The 22,875-nt window shown below is 59.7% G+C and carries 17 protein-coding genes; 3 read left to right on the plus strand and 14 right to left on the minus strand.

Features of this window, described 5'->3' with window-relative positions; translation table 11 throughout:
* Positions 1-124 precede the first annotated feature (124 nt).
* The 9 genes from PSH88_RS15985 to PSH88_RS16025 all read right to left on the minus strand — a co-directional run bounded on the left by PSH88_RS15985 (position 125) and on the right by PSH88_RS16025 (position 15,136).
* Positions 125-1,606: an efflux transporter outer membrane subunit gene (locus tag PSH88_RS15985; RefSeq protein ID WP_305421471.1), complete on the minus strand. Its 1,482-nt coding sequence runs from the start codon at positions 1,604-1,606 to the stop codon at positions 125-127.
* Entirely contained in the window at positions 1,603-4,710 is a 3,108-nt protein-coding gene (locus tag PSH88_RS15990; protein WP_305421472.1) for an efflux RND transporter permease subunit, read from the minus strand. Before PSH88_RS15990 ends, PSH88_RS15985 begins: the two co-directional genes overlap by 4 nt.
* On the minus strand, positions 4,707-7,811 hold the full coding sequence (locus tag PSH88_RS15995) for an MdtB/MuxB family multidrug efflux RND transporter permease subunit (protein WP_305421473.1): 3,105 nt from the start codon (positions 7,809-7,811) through the stop codon (positions 4,707-4,709). The genes PSH88_RS15990 and PSH88_RS15995 overlap by 4 nt, the downstream gene beginning before the upstream one ends.
* The gene (locus tag PSH88_RS16000; RefSeq protein ID WP_305421474.1) at positions 7,808-9,124 is read right to left on the minus strand and encodes an MdtA/MuxA family multidrug efflux RND transporter periplasmic adaptor subunit; all 1,317 of its coding nucleotides are present in this window, start codon (positions 9,122-9,124) and stop codon (positions 7,808-7,810) included. Before PSH88_RS16000 ends, PSH88_RS15995 begins: the two co-directional genes overlap by 4 nt.
* A 180-nt stretch (positions 9,125-9,304) precedes the next feature.
* Positions 9,305-9,805: a thiol peroxidase gene (gene tpx, locus PSH88_RS16005; protein WP_305421475.1), complete on the minus strand. Its 501-nt coding sequence runs from the start codon at positions 9,803-9,805 to the stop codon at positions 9,305-9,307.
* A 299-nt stretch (positions 9,806-10,104) separates the two neighbouring features.
* Positions 10,105-10,548: an SRPBCC family protein gene (locus PSH88_RS16010; protein WP_305421476.1), complete on the minus strand. Its 444-nt coding sequence runs from the start codon at positions 10,546-10,548 to the stop codon at positions 10,105-10,107.
* A gap of 64 nt (positions 10,549-10,612) precedes the next feature.
* The gene (locus PSH88_RS16015) at positions 10,613-12,181 is read right to left on the minus strand and encodes a bacteriocin immunity protein (protein ID WP_305421477.1); all 1,569 of its coding nucleotides are present in this window, start codon (positions 12,179-12,181) and stop codon (positions 10,613-10,615) included.
* 97 nt (positions 12,182-12,278) lie between these two features.
* A complete protein-coding gene (locus PSH88_RS16020) occupies positions 12,279-12,554 on the minus strand; it encodes a bacteriocin immunity protein (protein WP_305421478.1) in 276 nt (91 codons plus the stop codon).
* A gap of 2 nt (positions 12,555-12,556) precedes the next feature.
* Positions 12,557-15,136, minus strand: coding sequence for a hypothetical protein (locus tag PSH88_RS16025; RefSeq protein ID WP_305421479.1), 2,580 nt, complete (start codon positions 15,134-15,136; stop codon positions 12,557-12,559).
* A gap of 226 nt (positions 15,137-15,362) precedes the next feature.
* Here PSH88_RS16025 and PSH88_RS16030 point away from each other — a divergent pair, with 226 nt between their 5' ends.
* A complete protein-coding gene (locus PSH88_RS16030) occupies positions 15,363-15,788 on the plus strand; it encodes a YciI family protein (RefSeq protein ID WP_305421480.1) in 426 nt (141 codons plus the stop codon).
* Between the two features lie 134 nt (positions 15,789-15,922).
* Here PSH88_RS16030 and PSH88_RS16035 read toward each other — a convergent pair whose 3' ends face one another.
* From PSH88_RS16035 to PSH88_RS16050, 4 genes are all read right to left on the minus strand, one after another.
* Positions 15,923-16,600, minus strand: coding sequence for a DUF3313 domain-containing protein (locus PSH88_RS16035; RefSeq protein ID WP_305421481.1), 678 nt, complete (start codon positions 16,598-16,600; stop codon positions 15,923-15,925).
* A 228-nt stretch (positions 16,601-16,828) separates the two neighbouring features.
* Positions 16,829-17,797, minus strand: coding sequence for a hypothetical protein (locus PSH88_RS16040; RefSeq protein WP_305421482.1), 969 nt, complete (start codon positions 17,795-17,797; stop codon positions 16,829-16,831).
* A gap of 110 nt (positions 17,798-17,907) precedes the next feature.
* Positions 17,908-18,402 (minus strand): DUF934 domain-containing protein, encoded by a 495-nt coding sequence (locus PSH88_RS16045; protein WP_305421483.1) that lies wholly within the window; start codon positions 18,400-18,402, stop codon positions 17,908-17,910.
* Positions 18,399-20,072: a nitrite/sulfite reductase gene (locus PSH88_RS16050; RefSeq protein WP_305421484.1), complete on the minus strand. Its 1,674-nt coding sequence runs from the start codon at positions 20,070-20,072 to the stop codon at positions 18,399-18,401. The genes PSH88_RS16045 and PSH88_RS16050 overlap by 4 nt, the downstream gene beginning before the upstream one ends.
* A 411-nt stretch (positions 20,073-20,483) precedes the next feature.
* On the opposite strand from PSH88_RS16050, the gene ccoN reads away from it, so the two are divergent.
* On the plus strand, positions 20,484-21,911 hold the full coding sequence (ccoN, locus tag PSH88_RS16055) for a cytochrome-c oxidase, cbb3-type subunit I (RefSeq protein ID WP_305421485.1): 1,428 nt from the start codon (positions 20,484-20,486) through the stop codon (positions 21,909-21,911).
* 16 nt (positions 21,912-21,927) lie between these two features.
* Positions 21,928-22,149 carry a cbb3-type cytochrome c oxidase subunit 3 gene (locus tag PSH88_RS16060; protein WP_305421486.1) on the plus strand — a complete coding sequence of 74 codons (222 nt, stop codon included), beginning with the start codon at positions 21,928-21,930 and terminating at the stop codon, positions 22,147-22,149.
* 120 nt (positions 22,150-22,269) lie between these two features.
* Here PSH88_RS16060 and PSH88_RS16065 read toward each other — a convergent pair whose 3' ends face one another.
* Positions 22,270-22,764, minus strand: a complete 495-nt coding sequence (locus tag PSH88_RS16065) for a hypothetical protein (RefSeq protein WP_305421487.1) — start codon at positions 22,762-22,764, stop codon at positions 22,270-22,272.
* Positions 22,765-22,875: the final 111 nt, after the last annotated feature.

Below are 22,875 nucleotides of genomic sequence, written 5' to 3' on the forward strand. Positions count from 1 at the left end.
GCTCCCGCTCGGCTGCGCAGCAGTCGCAAACCGGTTGATGCGTTTTGTCTGAATATACGCGTCAGCCTCTTTGGGACGGCTTCGCCGTCCAGCGGGAGCAAGCTCCCTCGCCACAGGGATGGGGTTATTGCTGGTCACTGACCTGAAGCTGTCCATCCCACCCGCCACCCAGTGCAGCAATCAACTGCACGCTGGCGATCAAGCGGCTCTGCAGCAAGCTCAGCACGTTGCGTTCGTTGCTCAACGCCGTGGCCTGAACCACCACCACATCCAGATAAGCGATCAACCCGGCCTTGTACTGGTTCCGGGTCAAGCGAAGGGACTCGCGTGCCGCATCCAGTGCTTCCTGGCGCACCTTGGCTTCGTCTTCCAGCACCTTGAGCTGCACCAGATAGTTTTCCACTTCACGGAAGCCATCGAGCACAGTCTGGCGGTACTTGGCGACGGTCTCGTCATAGGCCGCTTCGCTGCGATCGACTTCCGCCGAGCGCTGCCCACCGTCGAACAGGGTCATGGCCAGTTGCGGGCCGACCGACCAGAAGCGGTTCGGCACGCTGATCCAGTTGTTAGAGGTGCTGCTGCTATAACCGCCGTTCAGGCTCAGGGTCAGGTCTGGGTAGTAAGCGGCTTTGGCCACGCCGATGTTGGCGTTGGCGGCCATCACCGAGCGCTCGGCGGAAGCGATGTCCGGGCGGCGTTCCAGCAACTGCGAAGGCAGGCTCAGCGGCACCTGCGGCAATGCCGGGATGTCCTGTGTTTCAGCCAGGCCGAACTCGGCCGGCGGCAGACCAATCAGTACGGCGATGGCGTTCTCGAACTGCGCGCGCTGCCAAATCAGGTCGACCATTTCTGCCTGGGTGCTTTTGAGCTGCGTGGTGGCCTGGGCCACTGCGTCCTTGCCGGAGACACCAGCGCGGTACTGGTTTTCGGTCATTGTCAGCGAACGTTGATAGGCCTCGACCGTCGCTTCCAGCAGGCGTTTCTGTTCGTCGATCACCCGCAGTTGCAGGTAGTTCTGCACCAGCTCCGATTGCTGGCTCAGGCGCATCGCCGCCAAGTCAGCAAAACTCGCCTCGGCGTTGGCCGTGTCGGCTTCCAGGCCTCGGCGCAATTTGCCCCAGACGTCTGCTTCCCAGCTAACCCCGGCCTGCGCCGTATAGGTGTCGCGAATACCACTGGAGGAACTGCTCAGGCTCGAACTGCTGCTACCGGTGCCTTGGCTGGAACGGGTTTTCCCGACCGTCAGGTCCACCGTCGGGAAAAACGCCCCCCGGGCACTGCGCACCAAGGCCTGGGCCTGTCGGTACTGGGCTTCGGACTGGGCGACGGTCTGGTTTGCACTGTTGAGTTTTTCGATCAAACCATTGAGCTGCTGATCGCCATACAGCTCCCACCAGGCTCCCCGCGCCAGAGAATCGCTGGGATTGGCCTGACGCCAGCCAGCCGCTTCCTTGTACTGTGCCGGCGCGGCGGCTGGCGGGCGCTGGTAATCCGGGCCGATGGCGCAGGCACTGAGCATCGCTACGCACAGCGACAGGCTCAGCAAGCGCGAGCCTCGGGCTGTGATCAGCGGTGCAACCAGGTTGATAAGCGAACGGTCAGTCATAGCGGAGTTTCCAGAGCAGCATCGGTACGCACCCCACGCCAGTGGTTGAAGCGATGGCGCAGTTTGTCGAGATAGAGGTAAACCACCGGGGTGGTGTAAAGGGTCAGCACCTGGCTGAAGACCAGCCCGCCGATGATGGTCAGGCCCAGCGGCTGCCGCATTTCCGCCCCTTCGGCCCGGCTCAGCAGCAACGGCAAGGCACCGAGGATCGCCGCCAGAGTGGTCATCAGAATCGGTCGCAGCCGTTGCAGACAGGCGCTGCGGATCGACTCCAGCGGCTCAAGGCCTTGGTGCCGTTCCAGTTGCAGCGCCAGGTCGATCATCAGAATCGCGTTTTTCTTCACCACGCCGATCAGCAAGAACAACCCAAGCAAGGAAATCAGGCTGAACTCGCCGCCCAGCACATAGATCGACAACAACGCCCCGACCCCGGCCGACGGCAAGGTCGAGAGAATGGTCAGCGGATGAATGTAGCTTTCATACAGCACGCCCAGCACCAGATACACCGCCACCAGCGCGCCAAGGATCATCCACGGCTGGCTCTTCTGAGCGGCGGCGAAGGCGTCGGCGGTGCCGGCCATTTTCGCGATGACGTCTTCCGGCAGACCGACCTTGGCAATCGCCCGCTCGATGGCCGCCGAGCCCTGCTCCACCGTCACGCCTTCGGCCATGTCGAAGGCGATGCTTTCTGAAGCGAACTGGCCTTCGTGGCTGACCCGGTCGTCTTCCAGGCTGTTTTCGTAGTGAGCGATGGTCGACAGCGGAATCCGCGCACCGTCGGCGGTGATCACCTGCACTTGCTTGAGCGTGATCGGGTCCTGGGCGTATTTCGGGTTGACCTCCATCACTACCTGATACTGGTTGAGGCTGTCGTAGATCGTCGAAATCTGCCGCTGGCTGTAGGCGTTGTTCAGCACCGCCGTGACCATGTCCATGTCCACGCCCAGTCGCTTGGCCTGATCCCGATCGACAATCAGGGTCACTTGCGGGGCGCCACGGCCTTCGCGTGCGTCAATCGCCGTCAATTCCGGCAGCGCCTTGAGGGCGGTGACGACTTTCGGATACCACTCGCGCAACGCGCCAAGATCGCCGCTTTGCAGGATGTAGGAATACTGCGAGGAGGTCTGCTCGCGGCCGCCGCCAAATTGCAGGTCCTGATCGGCCATCAGCATCAATTGCGCACCGGGCACCTTGGGCATTTCCTTGCGCAGGCGTTCGATGACTTTCTGCGCGGACAGGTTGCGTTCCTTGATCGGCTTGAGCCGCACCAGCATGAAGGCGTTGTTGGTGCCGTTGTTGCCACCGATAAACCCAGCGACGCTCTCCACCGCCTCGTCCTTGAGCACGGCGCGGCGGAAGACTTCCATCTTCGGCTGCATCACGCTGAACGACAGGCTGTCGTCGCCACGCACGAAACCGATCAATTGGCCGGTGTCTTGCTGAGGCAAGAAGGTTTTAGGAACAACGACATACAGCGCGATATTCACGCCAATCGTCACGATCAGGCTAAGCAAGGTCAGCCGACGGTGACGCAGCACCCAGTCGAGGCTGGTGGCGTATTTGCCGACCATCCACTCGTTGGTCCGTTGGCTCCAGCGTTGCAGGCGGTTTTCCTGCCCCGGCGTATGCGGCTTGAGCCAGCGTGCGCAGAGCATCGGCGTCAGCGTCAGCGACACCAGCAACGACACCACGATGGCGGCCGCCAGGGTGATGGAAAACTCGCGAAACAGGCTTTCGATGATCCCGCCCATGAACAGGATCGACAGAAACACCGCCACCAGCGAGACGTTCATCGACAGCAGCGTAAAACCGACTTCCTGGGCCCCGAGGTACGCGGCCTTCATCGGCGGCACGCCCTTGTCGATGTGCCGGGAAATGTTCTCCAGCACCACGATGGCGTCGTCCACCACCAGCCCGGTGGCCAGGATCAGCGCCATCAGCGACAGGTTGTTCAGGGAGAACCCGTAGAGGTACATCACCGCAAACGTGCCCACCAGCGACACCGGCACCGCCAGGGTCGGAATCAGCGAGGCACGGAAGTTACCGAGAAACAGGAACACCACCAAAATCACCAGCGCCACGGCAATCAGCAAAGTCATTTCCGCTTCATGCAGGGTGGCCTTGATCACCGGCGAACGGTCCATCGCCAGGTTCAGTTTGACGCTGGCCGGCAGCACGGCCTGCAACGCCGGCAGCTGCGCCTTGATCTCGTTGACCGTCTCGATGATGTTGGCGCCGGCCTGGCGGTTGATCACCAGCAACACCGCCGCGTCGTCGTTGAAGAACCCGCTGTTGTAGCGGTCCTCGACGCCGTCGCTGACCTTGGCCACATCCTTCAGGCGCAGGGCCGCGCCGTCGGCGTAGTGAATGATCAGCGACTCGTAATCCTTGGCTTTCTCCAGTTGATCGTTGGCCTGCACCTGCCACAGCCGCTGACCGTCTTCGACCGAGCCTTTGGGCCGGCGTACGTTGGCGTTGGCGATGGTGGTGCGCACATCGTCCAGGGCCACGCCGTACTGGTTGAGCGCCTGGGGTTCGAGTTCGATGCGCACCGCCGGCAACGAACTGCCACCGATCTGCACTTCACCCACGCCCTGCACCTGCGACAGGCTTTGCGACAAAATGGTCGAGGCCAAGTCATAGAGCTGGCCTTTTTCCAGCACATCCGAAGTCAACGACAGTACCATGATCGGCGCCTGGGACGGATTGACCTTCTTGTAGGTGGGCATGCTGCGCATCCCGCTTGGCAGCAAATTGCGCGAGGCGTTGATCGCCGCCTGCACCTCCCGCGCCGCGCCGTTGATGTCGCGGTCCAGATCGAACTGCAAAATCACTCGGGTCGAACCCTGGCTGGAACGGCTGCTCATGGTGTTGACCCCGGCGATGGCGCCGAAGGAACGCTCAAGCGGCGTGGCCACGGTCGAGGCCATGACCTCGGGGCTTGCACCGGGCAAACTCGCCTGAACCACGATCACCGGGAAGTCCATCTGCGGCAGCGGCGATACCGGTAACAGGCCGAAGCTCACACCGCCCAGCAACATGATCGCCAGGCTCAACAACATCGTTGCGACCGGGCGTTTGATGAAAGGTCCGGACAGGTTCATGGCTGTTCTACCGGTTCCACAGACTCGGACTTACGGCCCCAGCGCCGCCCGAGGCGGTCGAAGTACAAGTAGATGACAGGCGTGGTGAACAGCGTCAGCACCTGACTCACCAGCAAGCCGCCGACCATCACCAGCCCCAGAGGTTGGCGCAGTTCCGCGCCGGAACCCGTGGCCAGCATCAGCGGCACCGCGCCGAACAACGCGGCCAGGGTGGTCATCAGAATCGGCCGGAAGCGCAACAGCGCTGCCTGATAGATCGCGGTTTGCGGGTCCATGCCCTGGTTGCGTTCAGCTTCTAGGGCGAAGTCGATCATCATGATCGCGTTCTTTTTCACGATACCAATCAGCAGGATGATGCCGATGATCGCGATCATCCCCAGGTCATTGCCGCTCAACAGCAACGCCAGCAAGGCGCCGACCGCCGCCGAGGGCAAGGTCGAGAGAATGGTAATCGGGTGAATGTAACTCTCGTAGAGCACGCCGAGCACGATGTACATGGTCACCACCGCCGCCAGAATCAGCAGCAAGGTGCTCGACAGCGACGCCTGGAACGCTTCGGCCGCGCCCTGGAACTGGGTCTGCACGCCAATCGGCATGCCGATGTCTTTCTGCACCTGATCGATGATCTCGACCGCATGCCCCAGTGCCACGCCGGGCGCCAGGTTGAAGGACATCATCACCGCCGGGAACTGGCCGATGTGGGTGATCGCCAGTTGCGCCTGACGCTCCTCGACATGCGCCAGGCTGGACAGGCGCACCTGACCGCCATCGGTGGTCTTGACGTGAATCTGGTTCAGCGCATCCGGGCCGATCTTCTCGCCGGACTGCGACTGCAGCACCACGCGGTACTGGCTGGCCTGGGTGTAAATGGTGGAAATCTGCCGCTGACCGAAGGCGTCGTACAGCGCGTCGGTGATGTTCGATACGGATACACCGACCCGCGACGCCGCATCGCGGTCGATCACCAGATAAACCTGCAAGCCCTTGTCCTGCAAATCGCTGGCGACGTCGGTCAACTCCGGCCGTTGCGCCAGAGCCTCCACCAGACGCCCGCTCCACAGGCTGAGCAACTCGGCATCCGGCGACGACATGCTGAACTGGTACTGCGTGCGGCTGACCCGGTCTTCGATGGTCAGGTCCTGCACCGGCTGCATGAACAGACGAATGCCGACCAGCTTGTCCAGCTCCGGTTGCAGGCGCGCAATCACTTCGGTGGCACTCAGGTCGCGATTGCTGTGGGATTTGAGGTTGATCAGCAACCGACCGCTGTTCAACGTCGAGTTGTCACCGTCGACCCCGATATAGGACGACAGGCTCTCGACCGCCGGATCGGCCAGGATCACCTTGGCCAGTTGCTGCTGGCGCTCGCTCATCGCCGCAAAGGAAATCGACTGCGGCGCCTCGGAAATACCCTGGATCACGCCGGTGTCCTGCACCGGGAAGAAGCCCTTGGGCACCACCATGTACAGGAATACGGTCAACGCCAGCGTGCCAATGGCCACCATCAGTGTCAGCGGTTGGTGCTTGAGAACCCACTTTAACTTGCGCCCGTAAGCCGCGATCATCCAATCAATTGCGGCACCACTGGAGCGGTAGAACCGGCCCTGTTCTGCTTCCTTGGGCTCACGCTTGAGCAGCCGCGCGCACATCATTGGCGTCAGGGTCAGGGACACCACCAGAGAAATCAGGATCGCCACCGCCAGGGTGATCGCGAACTCGCGAAATAAGCGCCCCACCACGTCGGCCATGAACAGCAGCGGAATCAACACCGCGATCAGCGACAGGGTCAGGGAAATCAGGGTGAAGCCAATCTGCTTGGCGCCCTTGAGCGCCGCTTGCAGCGGGCTGTCACCCTCTTCGATATATCGGGAGATGTTCTCCAGCATGACGATCGCATCGTCCACCACGAAACCGGTGGCGATGGTCAGCGCCATCAGGGTCAGGTTGTTGACCGAAAAGCCTGCGAGGTACATCACGCCGAAGGTGCCGATCAACGACAGCGGCACGGCCACCGACGGAATGATCGTGGCGCTGGCCCGCCGCAGGAACAGGAACGTGACCATCACCACCAGCGCGATGGCGATCAGCAGTTCGTGTTGCACGTCGGTGACCGAGGCGCGGATGGTCTGGGTGCGGTCGGTGAGTACCGTGACCTCGAGACCGGCCGGCAGGTTGTCGGTGATGCTTGGCAGCAAAGCCTTGATCCGGTCGACCACCTCGATGACGTTGGCCCCGGGCTGGCGCTGAATGTTCAGCAATACCGCCTGGTTTTCGTTGGCCCAGGCGGCAAGACGTTCGTTCTCGGCGCCGTCGACAATTTCTGCCACGTCCTTGAGCCGCAACGGTGCGCCATTGCTGTAGGCCAGAATCAGGTTGGCGTAGTCCTTGGGCGAAGTCAGCTGGTCGTTGGCGTCGAGCATCGACACCCGGGTCGGGCCGTCGAAGTTGCCCTTGGGCTGATTGACGTTGGAGGCGCCGATCAACGTGCGCACGTCCGACAGGTTCAGGCCATTGGCCGCCAAGGCCTCGGGGTTGACCTTGATCCGCACTGCCTGACGCTGGCCGCCGGCAATGCTGACCATGCCGACGCCGCTGATCTGCGCGATTTTCTGCGCCATGCGGGTGTCGACCAAATCATTGAGCTTGGGCAACAGCATGGTTTTTGAGGTGATGGCGAGGGTCAGCACCGGGGTGTCCGCCGGGTTGACCTTGTTGTACACCGGCGGTGCTGGCAGGTCTTTGGGCAGCAAGTTGGTCGCGGCGTTGATCGCCGCCTGCACCTGCTGCTCGGCGACGTCCATGTTGATGTCAAGGCTGAAACGCAGGGTCAGCACCGAGGCGCCGCCGGAACTGGTGGACGCCATCTGGGTCAGGCCGGGCATCTGCCCGAATTGGCGCTCCAGCGGCGCGGTCACGGCGCTGGTCATAACATCCGGGCTGGCACCGGGATAGAGCGTCATGACGCGAATGGTCGGGTAGTCGACCTGGGGCAATGCCGACACCGGCAGCAGCCGATAAGCAATCACGCCGGCCAGAATAATCGCCAGCATGCTCAGGGTCGTGGCGACCGGGCGAAGGATGAACAGCCGCGAGATGTTCATGCGCCGCCCTTTTTCGCCTTGTCGGTGGTCGTCGCGTCAGGCGCAGTGGCGGCCGACTTGCCTTGCAAGTGTTCGGTCGGGGTGGTCGGCACATCCTTGCTGTCGTTGACGACCTCCACTTCGCTGCCTTCCTTCAGGCGGTCGGTGCCTTCCAGCACCACCCGATCGCCAGCGGCCAGGCCTTCGGTGATCACCGTGTTATCACCGTCACTGGCGCCGACTTTCAACTGGCGGATGGTGACCTTCTTGTCACCGTCCATGGCATAGACGAACGTGCCGTTGGTGCCGAACTGGATCGCCGCCGAAGGCGCAAGCACCACGCCTTTGAGGGTGTCGGCCAGCAGGTGGACGTTGACGAACTGATTCGGGAACAACGCTTGATCACGGTTCTCGTAGCGGGCCTTGAATTTCAGGGTACCGGTGGTGACGTCGATCTGGTTATCGAGGCTTTGCAATACGCCAGTCGCCTGCAATTTTGTGTCGCCGCGGTCCCAGGCTTCGGCGGGCAGCTTGGCGCCGGTGCGATAGCGGGCCAGCACGGTTTCCAGGCTGTTTTCCGGCAAGGTGAAGGCCACGCTGATCGGTTGAGTCTGGGTGATGATCACCAGCGCCGTGGTGTCGTTGGCCGCCACAAGGTTGCCGACGTCCAGCTGACGCAGGCCCACACGCCCGGCGATCGGGGCGCGAATTTTGGTGAATTCCAGATTGAGCTTGGCGTCGTTGACCGCCGCCTGATTGGTCTTGACCGTGCCCAGGTACTGCCCGACCAATGCTTCGGCGGTGTCCAGGGTTTGCTTGGCGATACTGTCTTCGCGGTACAGGCCGCGATAGCGCTCGACATCGACCTGGGCGTTTTTCAGTTGCGCCTGATTCTGTAGCAACGTGCCTTCAGCCTGGAGCAAGGCGTTCTGGTAAGGACGCGGGTCAATCTCGGCCAGCAGGTCGCCTGCCTTGACCATTTGCCCTTCTTCGAACGAAATCTTGATCAGCTCGCCGCCCACCCGGCTGCGCACATTGATGGTGTTCAGCGCCGTGACCGTACCCAGCGCCTTGTAATACAGCGGGAAATCGCCCTTAACCGCTGGCGCCACGCGCACCGGAACCGGACCGGTCGCCCCGCCGAACCCCGGACGCATCCCCCCCGACCGGCCGGTGTGCCCGGCAACGGCTTTCTGCCCTGCGCCCTCCTTCGGGCTGCTGCTTGCGGGCCAGAATTTCCAGCACAGGCCAGCGATGACCAACAGGACAAGCAGGCCGAACAGCCAGCGACGAGGATTGCGGGAAGCGGAGGATTGCATGGAATGATCAACCATTGGGCGCGTGAAGCTTCTTTCTACAGGAGGCTGAACGATAAGCACTGGCGGGTATTAAGCAAAGCGCCTTTACCGGCAATTTACCTTTGGCTTACGTAACAGGAGGTTTGGCTAAGACACTGAAGCACAAATGAAAACGGCCTGGACAGAGCCAGGCCGTTAACAATTGTAAAAGTAAACTTATTTCAGAACGGCAAGTGCTGCTTCGTAGTTCGGTTCTTCAGCGATTTCCTTGACCAGTTCGCTGTGCAGGACCTTGTCGTTTTCGTCCAGCACCACGACGGCACGGGCGGTCAGGCCTTTGAGCGGGCCATCGGCAATCGCCACACCGTAGTTCTCGATGAACTCGGCACCGCGCAGGGTCGACAGGTTCTGGACGTTTTCCAGGCCTTCGGCGCCGCAGAAGCGGGCTTGGGCGAACGGCAGGTCAGCGGAGATGCACAGCACCACGGTGTTGGCGATGTCATTGGCCTGGGCGTTGAACTTGCGCACGGAGGTAGCGCAGGTCGGGGTGTCGATACTTGGGAAGATGTTCAGCACTTTGCGCTTGCCGGCGAAGCTCGCCAGGGTCACATCGGACAGATTGCCCGCAACCAGGGAAAAGGCTGGCGCCTGGGAACCGGCTTGTGGCAATTGGCCGTTGACTTGAACCGGGTTGCCTTTAAGAGTGACTTGAGCCATGAACGGAGTCCTTCTGAACGTTGGTGTAGAGAATTTTGACGAGGCCGAAGTTAACCACGAAATGGTCTGGCGACCTATGCCCAGATACAAATTGTGATATGTCGTCGCACAAAACTGGATACACGCGTTTCAACAAAACTTACTGACACTGCATAACCCTGTGGGAGCGGGCTTGTGTGGCGAGGGAGCTTGCTCCCGTTCGACTGCGTAGCCGCCGCAAAGCTTTTGGGGCCGCTTCGCGACCCAGCGGGAGCAAGCTCCCTCGCCACATAAGCCTCACTCCTACAGACAGATCGGTGTCAGCCCAGCAATCGAAGCATATTGCGGTGCCGCGCTTCGAAAACCCGCCGCATGTAGGCATTGACCACCAGCCACTCCAACGGCGCGCCCCCCATGGCCGCATAGGTCACACGGTCGGTGTACAGCGTACCGCCCTCACCCGCTGCAACCCGATGTTCATGACGAAAGGCAGCCATTGGCCCCTTGAGCATTTCATCGATGAAATGGTGCTCGCCCACCTCGCGGATCACCACCGTCCAGCTCACAGGAATGATATTGAACATCCAATGGCAAAAGCGGAACTGGCGACCGGCTTCGATACGCAGGTTACTTAAATCGATATCGCTCAACAGTGTGACGCGCTCTGGAAAGATCTTCGGGAAGTTGACGCCTTCCAGGCAGAAGTCGAGGACTAGCTCAGGTGTGCGGTTGGGGATCAGGGTAGTGAGTTCCAGTACAGGCATAGACGGTAACATTCCTTTGTTTGGCGGGATGGTTGATGAGTAGCTGCGTTGGAGCAAAGTGGTACTAGGACTTCGCTTCAGCAACGGTCATTTCGGGATATTCGCGCCGATCTCGGAACATGATGTAAAGCGGGTCCAGGCCAGACGCTGGCGGGAAGACGACAACATAGTCATCGCAACGAATCGCAGCCATGTCGCTGAAGGACTCCAACACAGGCACAGGCGAAGAGCGAAGGAATCCCAGCCGATACTCGGGGGATGGCGTCAGGGTCGAGATGGTTTCAAGGTTAGCTGGCGCGCTCCAGCTCACAATTGCCGGGACCGGCCCGTCAGCGGTAAAACAATAGGTCTTCAGCTGCTCATTCCAGACGGCGGCTCGCACCCTCACTCTGGACGACAATGCATTGCCATTAGTCGGCGTAATGGCCACCTGTAACAACGTCTTTATTTCTCTCAGGCCTCGGGACATCGTCCCTGGTGGAACGGCGTACGTGCCGCTGCTCATCCTGAACGGAAGATCGACTTCGGCCCCCGTCGCGGCCAGGCCTTGCCAATCCTGGCCCTCGATCGGCAGCAACTCGAGCAGAGGAACGCTGAGCCCATACCTCCCCACTTCGGCCCGACTGGAAAAATCGAATTGCAGCACCGCTGCGTATCGACCTTGATGGTCTTGCGCTCCCGAGGTTATCTGCCAGGTAAACTCCGCCACTGCCGAGCGTATGGCTTTTTGCAGTGCAACCCGATGGGTCTCCAAGGGTTGCGAAAGACCACCATCGAGGAAAATACCCGGTCGCGCATTGGCAAAGGCAAGCGGTGCAAACAGCAGCCCGGACGCTTGAGTCGGCCCTGCTCCCTGCTGGTAACGCTGATCAACGAGCTGTGTTTGCGCGACCACCAGCAGTGCTTCAGCGTCCGCTTGAAAGCGATGGAGGCGTTGATTGATCTCGTTCAGCTTCGCCAGATAACGGTCGTAAATAACGCTGACCTGCTGGGCGATGTTTTGCCACTGCGCGTGTTCGGACCGGGCGTAGGACAGGTCGCGCCGCGCGCTGTCCTTTTTGAACTCGATACGCATTTTCCAGAATTCGTACTGGCGGGTTGCCAGGCGCGCTTCAAATTCAGAAGCCTCCAGAGCACGGATGTCCGCCTCGCGCCCTCGGATGTCTACGTGTTCGCTCTGTCGTTGACGCAAGTATTTGATGCGTTGCTCGAAAAGACTGAGTGCAACTTCTGCAGCGCGCTCTGAAGCCGCCAGATCAACGGCGATTTTTTGTACGTCAGCCAGATTTTGCGCAATACGCTGCTGCGTCATCTGCTCCAGGGTCAGCGGTGCTCCCGGTCTTGCAGCAACCGGACGCGGAACAGGAGCGCCCTCCCCCTTGAACGCAGCACGGCCCTGTTTGTGGTGCCAGTCTTTGACGTAGTACACGACCGAGCCGGAGGAGTGGGCGTTATAGTCATCCTCTGGCGGATAAAACAGCAGGTCCCCCCCTTTGGGGTGACCCACGATGCGGTCGAAATGATTGATCAGTCGGTCGTGATCCTGTTTCGGCAGATCAACGGCCCAGATTCTGTTCACCAGGGCCTGAAATTCCGATTCGGTGTAATCCTTGAGTGTTGCTTTAAGTTCCATCTTTATTGCTTCCTTGTTTCTGGCACACAACGGCTGCCAGATAACAGCATCTGCTCATGCTGTGATGAGCAGATGCCTTTGAATTGTAGGCGTGCAGTTACTCTGGCTTGAAGCCGGGTTTGTTATTGAGTGCGCGCCATTCTTTGACTTCTTTCAGGATGCCCTCAGGGCTGTCCTCTTGGCCTTCCTTGGGATAGAAGATGACGTCAGAGCGGTCGGGGTGTTCGGTAATCATTTCAAAATGCTGAACGCGCTCAATCATATAGTTATCAAACTCGTCCGCTGTTAAGTCCTCTCCTCCATCAAAAAGCTCTCTAAGGAAATCAAGAAATTCAGACTCTGTGTAATCTTCGAGGCGCGAGGTGTGTTTCATAATTAATTGCCTCCTTTGTGTACAAGAACATGTCGTCTCGGCGTCATTACCACAATATTCTCCATGTCATACACCCCGCCACCTTGTGCAATTTCTAATCGGTGATGGAGTTCAAACTTTACTCGACCTCCGTACTGATCATTTGTGATTGGGAAAGGTGCGCTGCCCTTGCGCATAAACCTTAAGTTTGTGGCATTGAACTGAGTGTTTAAGCTTATGTCAGCCGCAACAGTTCTCCAAAACGCCTCTCTGAACCTATGAAAGTTAGCAAACTCCTTCCCTCTTAACTGGTCTGCGATCTGCGAAGGAATCGGCGCACCGTCCGTTCGTGCGACTTCGCCGAGCCATACCCCTGAAACCGACTCCCCAAACCCCATCGCCACACCTGGATCATCTCGCCGGTCCAGAAACAGAACATCCGGCGAAGGCAACTCCATATCCGCCGGATACCCCGGAATACTGGCACCGATCTGCCCTTCGTCAACAGCCGGAAACGTCTCGTTTTGCGGTAGGACCGGGATGGCCGGTGTGCCGGGATAAACCGCTGGAATCGGCGGTATGACAGGTAAGGTTGTAGGACCGAGCTGTTCGATACCTGGCGGAACCAGGGGTGTCCAGGTTCCGACGCCGACCGGACGAATCGGCCAGGGCAGGACCGCAGGAGTGATCCCCAGTTGTCCCTGGCTGCTTTGCGGCGTGGTGATGCTGATTTTGTCGAGGTTGAAAGGATTGGCGCCGAACTCCGCCCGCTCCTGGTAGCGCAGTTCGAACTCGCGTCGCTCACCGACCCAGGTACTTTTCGGTGCATAGGGCGCGAAGCCTTGTTCGATGCGTTTTTTGTTGACCTTATCGAATTGGGCGATGAGCGCCGGATGCTCGCCTAGGGTTCGCCACAGCGCTTCATCGAAAGTGGCGAGCGACTTGAATTCACGGCCACGGAACTGGTCGCCGATCTGCACGGGAATGGCGGCACCTTGTGCCTGGCTCGCGGTTTTCCACCAGTCATTCGCCGCCGGTTTACCGACCCCTGTGACGACGCCCGAGCCTATGGGTGGCAGATTGAAGGTGAAGTAAATCGGCGGCTGATCAGGCACGCACACAATGCAATCGCTGATACGCAGATCGACGCCCGTCGCAATGGCCTCGACCTGTGGTGTCAACATGCTCAGGCCGGGCTGACTGGCAGTGGCAACCTGAGTGGTGTCCTGGGTGAATTGCAGGTGCCTGGCTGGCGATCCGGGAATCTCGGCGCTATAGCGGCCGGTCAGCGGGTCAAGCACCGCGTTGATGACCGGCACATCAGCACCAATATCATCGCCCGTAGTGACAGCGATGATCGCGGTGCCTTCCGGCACGGTTTCAGGTTTTAGTCGGTACGCGACCTCCACTGAACCGCCCGCATCGGCGACCGATTGCATCGCTTGGCGGTCAGTAAGGCCCAACGCTTGCGCCGGCACCCCGAAAGCCTGAAACAAACGCTGACGTTGCTCAGCGCTCAACTCACCATTGCCAAGGGTTGGCGAGTACACCATCGCAGTGACGAACACCGGCCCCGTTTTTGCGGCAATCCCCCCGAAATCAATGAAGGCATTGACGGCAGACTGGACAGCCATCTCAAGCACTGCAGCGCCTTGCTGCGCAACGAATATACCCTCGCGCGTCAAAGCCATCCCGCCAGCCGTCAGCGAAGACATGGGGATCGTAAGCGAGTTAGCCTGCCTGACCCGCTCGACCCGTACATCTTCATCGGTCTGCTGCTTGAAGCGAACTCGAGCTTCACGCTGCTCCGCGTACTGGCGCTGGGCCTCCCAGACCGCTTCCCTTTCGCGCCAGACAATCGTCTGCTCGACATGACGCCTGGCCAGCGCGTTGGACTTGTCAGTGAGTGCGCTTATCTGTGCGGATAGCAGCCGCGCTTCGTGGGCAGCGTTGTAGGCGTTTTCCCAGATCTGGTGGCCGTCGTTGAGTGCCTGGCCGAACTGCCCCAGTCGCGTCAGGTAATCGTTCGAAGTGCGGATAAGTGGATCGTGCCCATCGAATGAGCGAGCGACCGCGTTCCTGCCATTGATCTCGGCGGTTTTTCGGGCGATGAGCCCGTCGATTTCGTTTTTTTCTTTGGTAATCAGGTAAAGCTGCCAGCGTTCACTCGAATCGCTGTTGGGCGGCCGTCGAGTAGCCGATATTTCGTGTTCAAGGGATGGCGCGAGTTGCCCTGCCTTGTCGACAAAACGACGGTCCACCTCAGCCCTGATGACGTCGTGACGCTGCGCCAGCCCCGCCAGAAACTGGTGAAGAGCCTGGACGCGGGCCTGTTCCTGCGTTTGTGCAGCGGCGGCCTGTGCTTGAGCCGCCTCGGCCTGCGCTTTGGCCTCGGCTTGCGCGCGCTCTTTTTCCTTTTTCTGACGATCCGCTTCTATGGCTCGCCTTCGGGCCTTTTGCTTTTTCTTGCTGGTTTTACCGAACCCGCCTGAAACCCCTCCGCCGCCACCAAAACCGCCGCCAGAGCCACCACTGGAAGCGGGTGGTCCGGACCTGATGACAACACTGCCTGACGTTCCATCGTAATGTGTTTGTTGTGCCATACAGTCACTCCTTGTCTGTAGGGCACAGCATGTCGATGGAGCCGCAGTCGGGTGCGGTACATAGTTATCGGTGTGGATTTAAATCGAAGTGCTATTGGGGGGGATGAGCCACCCACGTCGGTAACAAATCCGCTCCTTTTGCGGTTTTTCGTTAGAGGTAGTGTCGATTCAGGCGAACGCCATTCGACTAGACAGCAAATCTCTCAAATCCAGCGGAGACAAGACCATGCGATTCATGATCATTGTGAAAGCCAGCCCGGATTCCGAAGCCGGTGTGATGCCCAGCGAAGAACTGATGACCGCGATGGGCAATTTCAACGAGGAGCTGGCCAAGGCCGGCATCCTTATCGATTGCGATGGCCTGCAGCCCAGCAGCAAAGGCGCCCGCGTGCGTTTCTCGGGTGACCAGCGCACAGTGATCGACGGCCCGTTCGCCGCGACCAAAGAGCTGATCGCCGGCTATTGGCTGTGGCAGGTGAAGTCGAAAGATGAAGCGATCGAGTGGGTCAAGCGCTGCCCTAACCCGATGCCGGGGACAGAGGCCGAGATCGAGATTCGTCAGGTGTACGAGGCCGAAGACTTCGGTGCCGAATTCACACCACAATTGCGCGAGCAGGAAGAACGAGTGCGTGCGCAGGCGAAGAAGCACTGAAGCACACCTGACATACCGCTTTCGCGAGCAAGCCCGCTCCTACATTTGATCTCTGGCGTACACAGAATGTGTGACCAAAACAGATCCAGTGTGGGAGCGGGCTTGCTCGCGAAGAGGCCCTCAGCCTCGCCGCATTACTTGGACTTGGACTTGAGTTTCAGATACGACTGATGCATATCCGATGCCCAGCCATCGATCACGTTTTTCACGTCACTGGCCTTCATCACCTGATCTGCGCTTTCCAGCGGTTTGCCAATGCCCTTGCGCACCACTTGGGCCACGACTTTGTTGTTGGCGCCGTCGAGAAACACCGCTTCGGTGGCCAGATTGGTTTCCTGGTCGCGAATGCCGCTGGCTGTACTGACTGCCGCCGCCACCAAGGCAATCGGGATCACTTCATAAGGCTGGAGGCCTTCGGTCTTGCTGGTAACAGAGGTGATCGCCGCACGCACCACCATAACGCCAGGGCCGGGGCCGCTGGCCAATGGCAGGGATTTACCCACCTCGCGTTTGAGCGCCTGATCGTAGTAGCTGGTGATGCCGTTCAGCGTGGCCTGAGGGATTTTCACCGTCGGTTGCGGTTTGGGATAGAGCTGAGTCGGCTCGATGTAGACACTGGTGAACTTGTTGACGTCGAGCTTGGGGTCCATCCAGCGCATGACCACGGCGCCCGATGGCGACTTGGCTTCCTTAAGCTGACTGTAGTCCTTGAGAAAGCCGGAATACTGGTCCGGCTCGACGACTTTGCTCGAGCAGCCCACCACCCCGAGCGAGGCGATGCACAGTGTGCTCATCAGTAACGCAAGCTTCATGCTGTAACTCCTGTCAGAAGGCCGGGCAACAATATTGCATAGGGGAATTACAGGTATAGCCAATGCCCGGCACTTTGTTATCAAAAAGGCACAATATTCATCCATTGCTGAAGTGATCGCGGCAATATTCAAAGGCCCCTTCGCGGGCAAGCCTCGCTCCTGCAGGTCCGGGTTGCCCGAAGACATCAGCTCAAACAACACAAACCTCATCGGGAAAAACCTGGTCAATCACCACGAAGACCCGCTTTTCGCCGCCAGCTCCCGCCGACTATTGGCCCGCATCGCCTTGATCAACGACACCGTGCCCACCAGGATGATCACCGCGGCGAACAGGAAGTCGATGGTGTACAGCTGGAAGTCATTCAACGGCCCCACCAGAAACACCCGGATCGCACCAATACTCACCAGCGTCGCGAGAAAATCGATGCCCGGTTCATCGCGATAAAACACGTGCAGCAGCGGCAGGCACATCACCAGCAACAACAGCAGCACAATCACCTTGAACGAGCCCTTGCGCTCGACGCTGAACGCGCACTCGTAGGCGCTGTAGGGCTTGTAGTCTTCCTCGCGAATCAACGAATTTTTCTCGTTGATGTACTCCACACGGTTGTACTTCTGGATCGGCGTAAAGGTGTTCGACATTTCCATGCCAGTGGTGATGTGCCTGAACTTCAAATCGATGCGCTCATTGCCCTTGAGGATGTACAGCACCGGTTTGTAGCCGTAGCGATAGGTGTCGAACGGAAAGTCCGTCGACCGCCCCTGGACCCCGATGGGTCTGGACTCGAGTTCTGCGTAGGCACTTTTGTTGGTCGAAGACAGGTTGCGGCTCAGGGGCTTGATTTTGACCTGTTCCATGAGAATCGGCGCAATGCCGTAGGACCACTGCATGGGTTCCATGCGCAGCCGCAGTTCATTGCGGCCCAGATCATAACGATCAAAGGTTCGCTCGGAGACGATCACCGCGCCCGAGAGCATGAACTCGCCATGAACGTTGTTGGTGATGTGCAGCGACAGTCGGTCCTTGCCCGAATCGCTGGCATCGCTGGCCGGCGGCGTGCCGCACCAGGCGTAGCTGCTGAACGTCTCCCCAAGCTGGCCGTTACGGTTCTCTTTGAACACATAAAAATAACTGCCCCACAGCGCCGCCATCAGCAGCAACGCGAAAAGCCCTAAAATCTTCTTGCCCACGCTCAAACCAGACTCCTTTCTTTGCTGACTCCTTATGAGGCGCGGACTCTATCAAAATGCCATCACTGGCCCAAGCAAAAATACCCAGACAAGGAAGACCCCCTCGCCACAGGGCTTCAGCGCCGCCGAAATAACGGCCGAGGTTCAATCACCGAACGCCCATAAAGCACACTCATCCCCGCCAATCCCTTCAGCGCATCTTCGGCGGATTTGTCTTCGCGCACGGCGAAGCTGTCGAAACCGCATTGGCGCATGTGGCTGAGTTGATCGCGCAGTACATCACCAATCGCGCGCAATTCGCCTTGCCAACCGAAGCGCGTACGCAACAGATAGGCCTGGCTGTAGGCGCGTCCGTCACGAAAACTCGGGAAGTCCAGGGCAATCAGCGGCAAGTCGGGAAACCACGGCGTCAGGTTTGTCACTTCGTCGTTGGGACCGAGCCAAACGCCTTCGAGCGCTGATGTTCTGTCGGCATTCAGGGCCAGCCACTGGGGTAACGGCAGTATCAGCGGTCCGGCCGGCAACTCCTCCGTTGCTTCACGAATCAACTGCCACGGATCGTCGCGCACCCACTCAGCGCCCCCGTCTTGCAAACGAATCAGATTGTTCATGCCGACACCTCCAGCATTTTCGGGTACACCCGCTCCTTGAACGGCTCCAGACCGATGCGTGCAAAAGTATCGACGAACAATTCCTCGCTCTCCCGATAGCGAACGAACGTGGCGATGATCCGTTCAATGACATCGGGCACTTCGGCGGCACTGAAGGACGGGCCGATGACTTTGCCCAACGCGCTGTTCTTGCCCTGGGCGCCGCCGAGGGTGATCTGGTACCACTCGCTGCCATTTTTATCGACGCCAAGAATGCCGATGTTGCCGATGTGGTGGTGGCCGCAGGCGTTCATGCAACCTGAGATGTTCAGGCTGATATCGCCCAGGTCGTGCAGGTAATCCAGATCCTCGAATCGCGCCTGAATCGCTTGCGCGATGGGGATCGACTTGGCGTTGGCCAAGGCGCAGAAGTCGCCACCGGGGCAAGCGATGATGTCAGTCAGCAAGCCGATGTTGGCACTCCCCAGGCCTTGCTCGCAGGCCAGGCACCACAGCGCATAAAGGTCTGCCTTGGGCACGTCCGGCAGGACGATGTTCTGTTCATGGGCGATGCGGATTTCGCCGAAACCGAACTGCTCGGACCACTGCGCCATCGCTTCCATTTGCTCGGCGGTGACATCCCCCGGTGGCGCAGCGATGCCCGGCTTGGTCGACAGCACCACGCTGGCATAACCCGTCACCTTGTGCGGCTGAACGTTGCGCGCCACCCAACGGGCGAATGTCGGGTTCTGGGCCAGGCGTGTGCCGAAGTCCAGGTCGGTGCCGGCCAGTGAACGGTAATCGGGGGGCACGAAGGCACTGGCGACACGCTCATATTCGACGTCGGTCAACTGCGCCGGACCGTCCTTGAGGTGCTGCCATTCCTCCTCCACTTCCTTGGCGAACGCTTCGATACCCAGTGCCTTGACCAGAATTTTGATCCGCGCCTTGTACTTGTTATCGCGCCGCCCGTGGCGGTTGTAGACCCGCAACACCGCCTCGACATAGGACAGCAGGTGCTGCCACGGCAAGCCTTCGCGAATCTGCAAACCGAGGATCGGCGTGCGCCCCAAGCCGCCGCCAACGATCACCCGCAAGAGCATTTGCCCGCTGTCATCGCGATAAAGATAGAGGCCGATGTCATGCATCATGATCGCCGCGCGGTCCTGCTTCGCCGAGCAAATGGCGATCTTGAACTTGCGCGGCAGGAACAGGAATTCCGGGTTGATGGTCGACCATTGCCGCAGGATCTCTGCCAGCGGGCGCGGGTCCATCAACTCGTCCGCCGCGACGCCGGCGAAGGCTTCGGTGGTGATGTTGCGCACGCAGTTGCCGGAGGTCTGGATCGCGTGCATTTCCACCTGGGCCAGGCGTTCGAGGATGTCCGGCACCCGAGCCAGCTCGATCCAGTTGAACTGCATGTTCTGCCGGGTGGTGAAGTGGCCATAGCCACGATCGTAGTCCCGGGCGATGCTCGCCAAAATGCGCATTTGCTTCGCGCTCAGCGTGCCGTAGGGAATCGCCACGCGCAGCATGTAGGCATGCTTTTGCATGTACAGGCCGTTCTGCAAACGCAGGGGCAGGAACTCTTCTTCACTCAACTCCCCGGCCATGAAACGTTCGACCTGATCGCGAAACTGCGCAACACGCTCGAACACCAAGGCCCGGTCATAGTCGTCGTACTGATACATGTGGCTGCCACCTCATCAGGAATTTTGCACAGAACCTGTGGGAGCGGGCTTGTGTGGCGAGGGCACTTGCTCCCGCTGGGCTGCGCAGCGGCCCCAATGATGTGAGTGCTGCGCACTCAAGCGGGAGCAAGCTCCCTCGCCACACAAGCCCCCACAGGAATTGCGGTACGTCGAACGCTGCGGCTCGATCTGGGGGGCCAACTATGCGACAGCAGCGCAGCACGTTACAGATTCAGCTAAACACTAAAAAACCGTATCAGAGCGCGGCAGATAGCCGCAGAAAGCCATCCAATCTGATCCGCACAAATGAAATATTCCTGAGTCTGTTTTGTTTGCGGCAGGGTTTCTACAGTTCATGGCATGCCAGACCGGGTGGCCTGGCAAGACTTTGCAACCGTGGAAGAACTGACCATGAGCACAGCAACAATCGGACAGGCCTATAACTACAAGGTCGTTCGCCAATTCGTCGTGGCAACCATCGTCTGGGGCGTCGTCGGGATGGCGATGGGGGTGTGGATCGCCTCGCAACTGGTGTGGCCCGAGATGAACCTCGACCTGCCGTGGACCACCTTCGGCCGCTTGCGCCCGCTGCACACCAGCCTGGTGATTTTCGGCTTTGCCGGCAGCGCGCAATTCGCCGCCAGTTACTACGCGGTACAGCGCACCTGCCAGGTGCGACTGTACTCCGACAAGCTCGCCGCGTTCACCTTTTGGGGCTGGCAATCGGTGATCGTGGTGATGCTGATCACCCTGCCGCTGGGCTACACCACCACCAAGGAATACGCCGAAATCGAATTCTCCGGCGCGGTGTGGATGACGGTGGTCTGGGTCGCTTACGCCATCGTGTTCTTCACCACCGTGGTGCGACGCAAGACCCACCACATCTACGTCGGCAACTGGTTTTTCGGCGCATTCATCGTGGTGATTGCCATGCTGCACGTGGTCAATCACCTGTCGATCCCGGTGGACTGGTTCAAGTCATATCCGGTGTATTCAGGGGCCACCGACGCCATGGTGCAGTGGTGGTACGGGCACAACGCGGTGGGGTTCTTCCTGACCACCGGCTTCCTCGGGATGATGTATTACTTCGTGCCGAAACAGGTCGGGCGACCGGTGTATTCCTATCGTTTGTCCATCGTGCATTTCTGGGCGCTGATCACCCTGTACATCTGGGCCGGCCCGCATCACTTGCACTACACCGCACTGCCGGACTGGGCACAGTCGCTGGGCATGGCGATGTCGCTGATTCTGCTGGCGCCGAGCTGGGGCGGGATGATCAACGGCATGATGACGTTGTCGGGCGCCTGGCATAAGTTGCGCACCGACCCGATCCTGCGCTTCCTCGTGCTGTCCCTGGCCTTCTACGGCATGTCGACCTTCGAAGGGCCGATGATGGCGATCAAGACGGTCAACGCCCTCTCCCACTACACCGACTGGACCATCGGCCACGTTCATGCCGGGGCCTTGGGCTGGGTGGCGATGATCACCTTCGGCGCGATCTACCACATGGTCCCGAAAGTCTTCGGCCGCCCGCAGATGCACAGCATCGGCCTGATCAACGCGCACTTCTGGCTGGCGACCATCGGTACCGTGTTGTACATCGCCTCGATGTGGGTCAACGGCATCACCCAGGGTTTGATGTGGCGCGCGATCAACGACGACGGCACGTTGACCTACTCCTTCGTCGAAGCCTTGCAGGCCAGTCATCCTGGGTTCGTGGTGCGCTTTGTCGGCGGGGTGTTCTTCCTCAGCGGCATGTTGCTGATGGCCTACAACACCTGGCGCACGGTGCGGGTGTCGGACGTGAAGATGGCCGAACTTGAAGCGCAGATTGCCTGAGGCAAGGAGCCTGACAATGATTGAGATGGCGTTGAATCTATTGGGCGTTTTGGGGCTTTGGCTGGCGGTCGAATATTGCCTGAAACACCAAACCGCCCAGAGCCTGGACGATGCCAGCCTGATTCCGTTCGCCGATGACCCCGAGGTGGCGCGGCGGGTGGAGTTGGCCACAGGCAAGAAAGTGAACGCCGTCGCGCCGGAAGAGGCGAAGCCGGGTTGGGGCAACCTCGAAATCTGAGGTACACCCCATCCACTGTGGGAGCGGGCTTGCCCGCGATGGCGGCTTAACTTTCAACATTTGTATCGACTGACACTCCGCAATCGCGGGCAAGCCCGCTCCCACAGGGTTGAGTGTCGATTAGCCGCGCTCGCGGGGAATCAGGCTCTGCAGCTGCTGCGCCAGGAAGTTCGCATCGAAAGCAAAGGTGTCCGGGTCTTTCAAGCCATTGGTCTTGCGCCACTGCCAGGCGCTGGACGGCGGCAGGCACACCAGCGAAATGCTGCCATAGCGCGCTGCAGTCAACCCCATCACGGCCAGGGAAATCTGCCCACCCGCGCCCATCACGTCCGGCACAAACTCCACCGGTTTCCCGGCGATGACGATACTCAGCTTCTCGGTCTTGAACGTCGACGTCTCGACGGGCACGCTCGGCCCGGACGCGACATACGCCTCGCGGCTCACTTCCAACAGATTCGGCGTCAGGACCGGCGCCAGCCACTGCTGGATCTGATCGAACAACTCACCAATGCGCGTCGCCCACACGGCCGATTGCGACTCAAACAGTTGCTTCTTGTGCGCTTCGCTATCTGCGTAGTGGCGAAGCATCTCACCCAATTGCTGTACGTCGTCCATTGCGGTGTTCCTTTGGTTGAAGCGGTGCTGCGGACTTTGAGCATGGCAGATGCTGACAACTCGCGTACGGAAAAGGTGCGAACGGCTGCAGAGGCTCGGTAGATGAACAGC

Source organism: Pseudomonas wuhanensis, from assembly GCF_030687395.1.
GTDB classification, from domain to species: domain Bacteria; phylum Pseudomonadota; class Gammaproteobacteria; order Pseudomonadales; family Pseudomonadaceae; genus Aquipseudomonas; species Aquipseudomonas wuhanensis.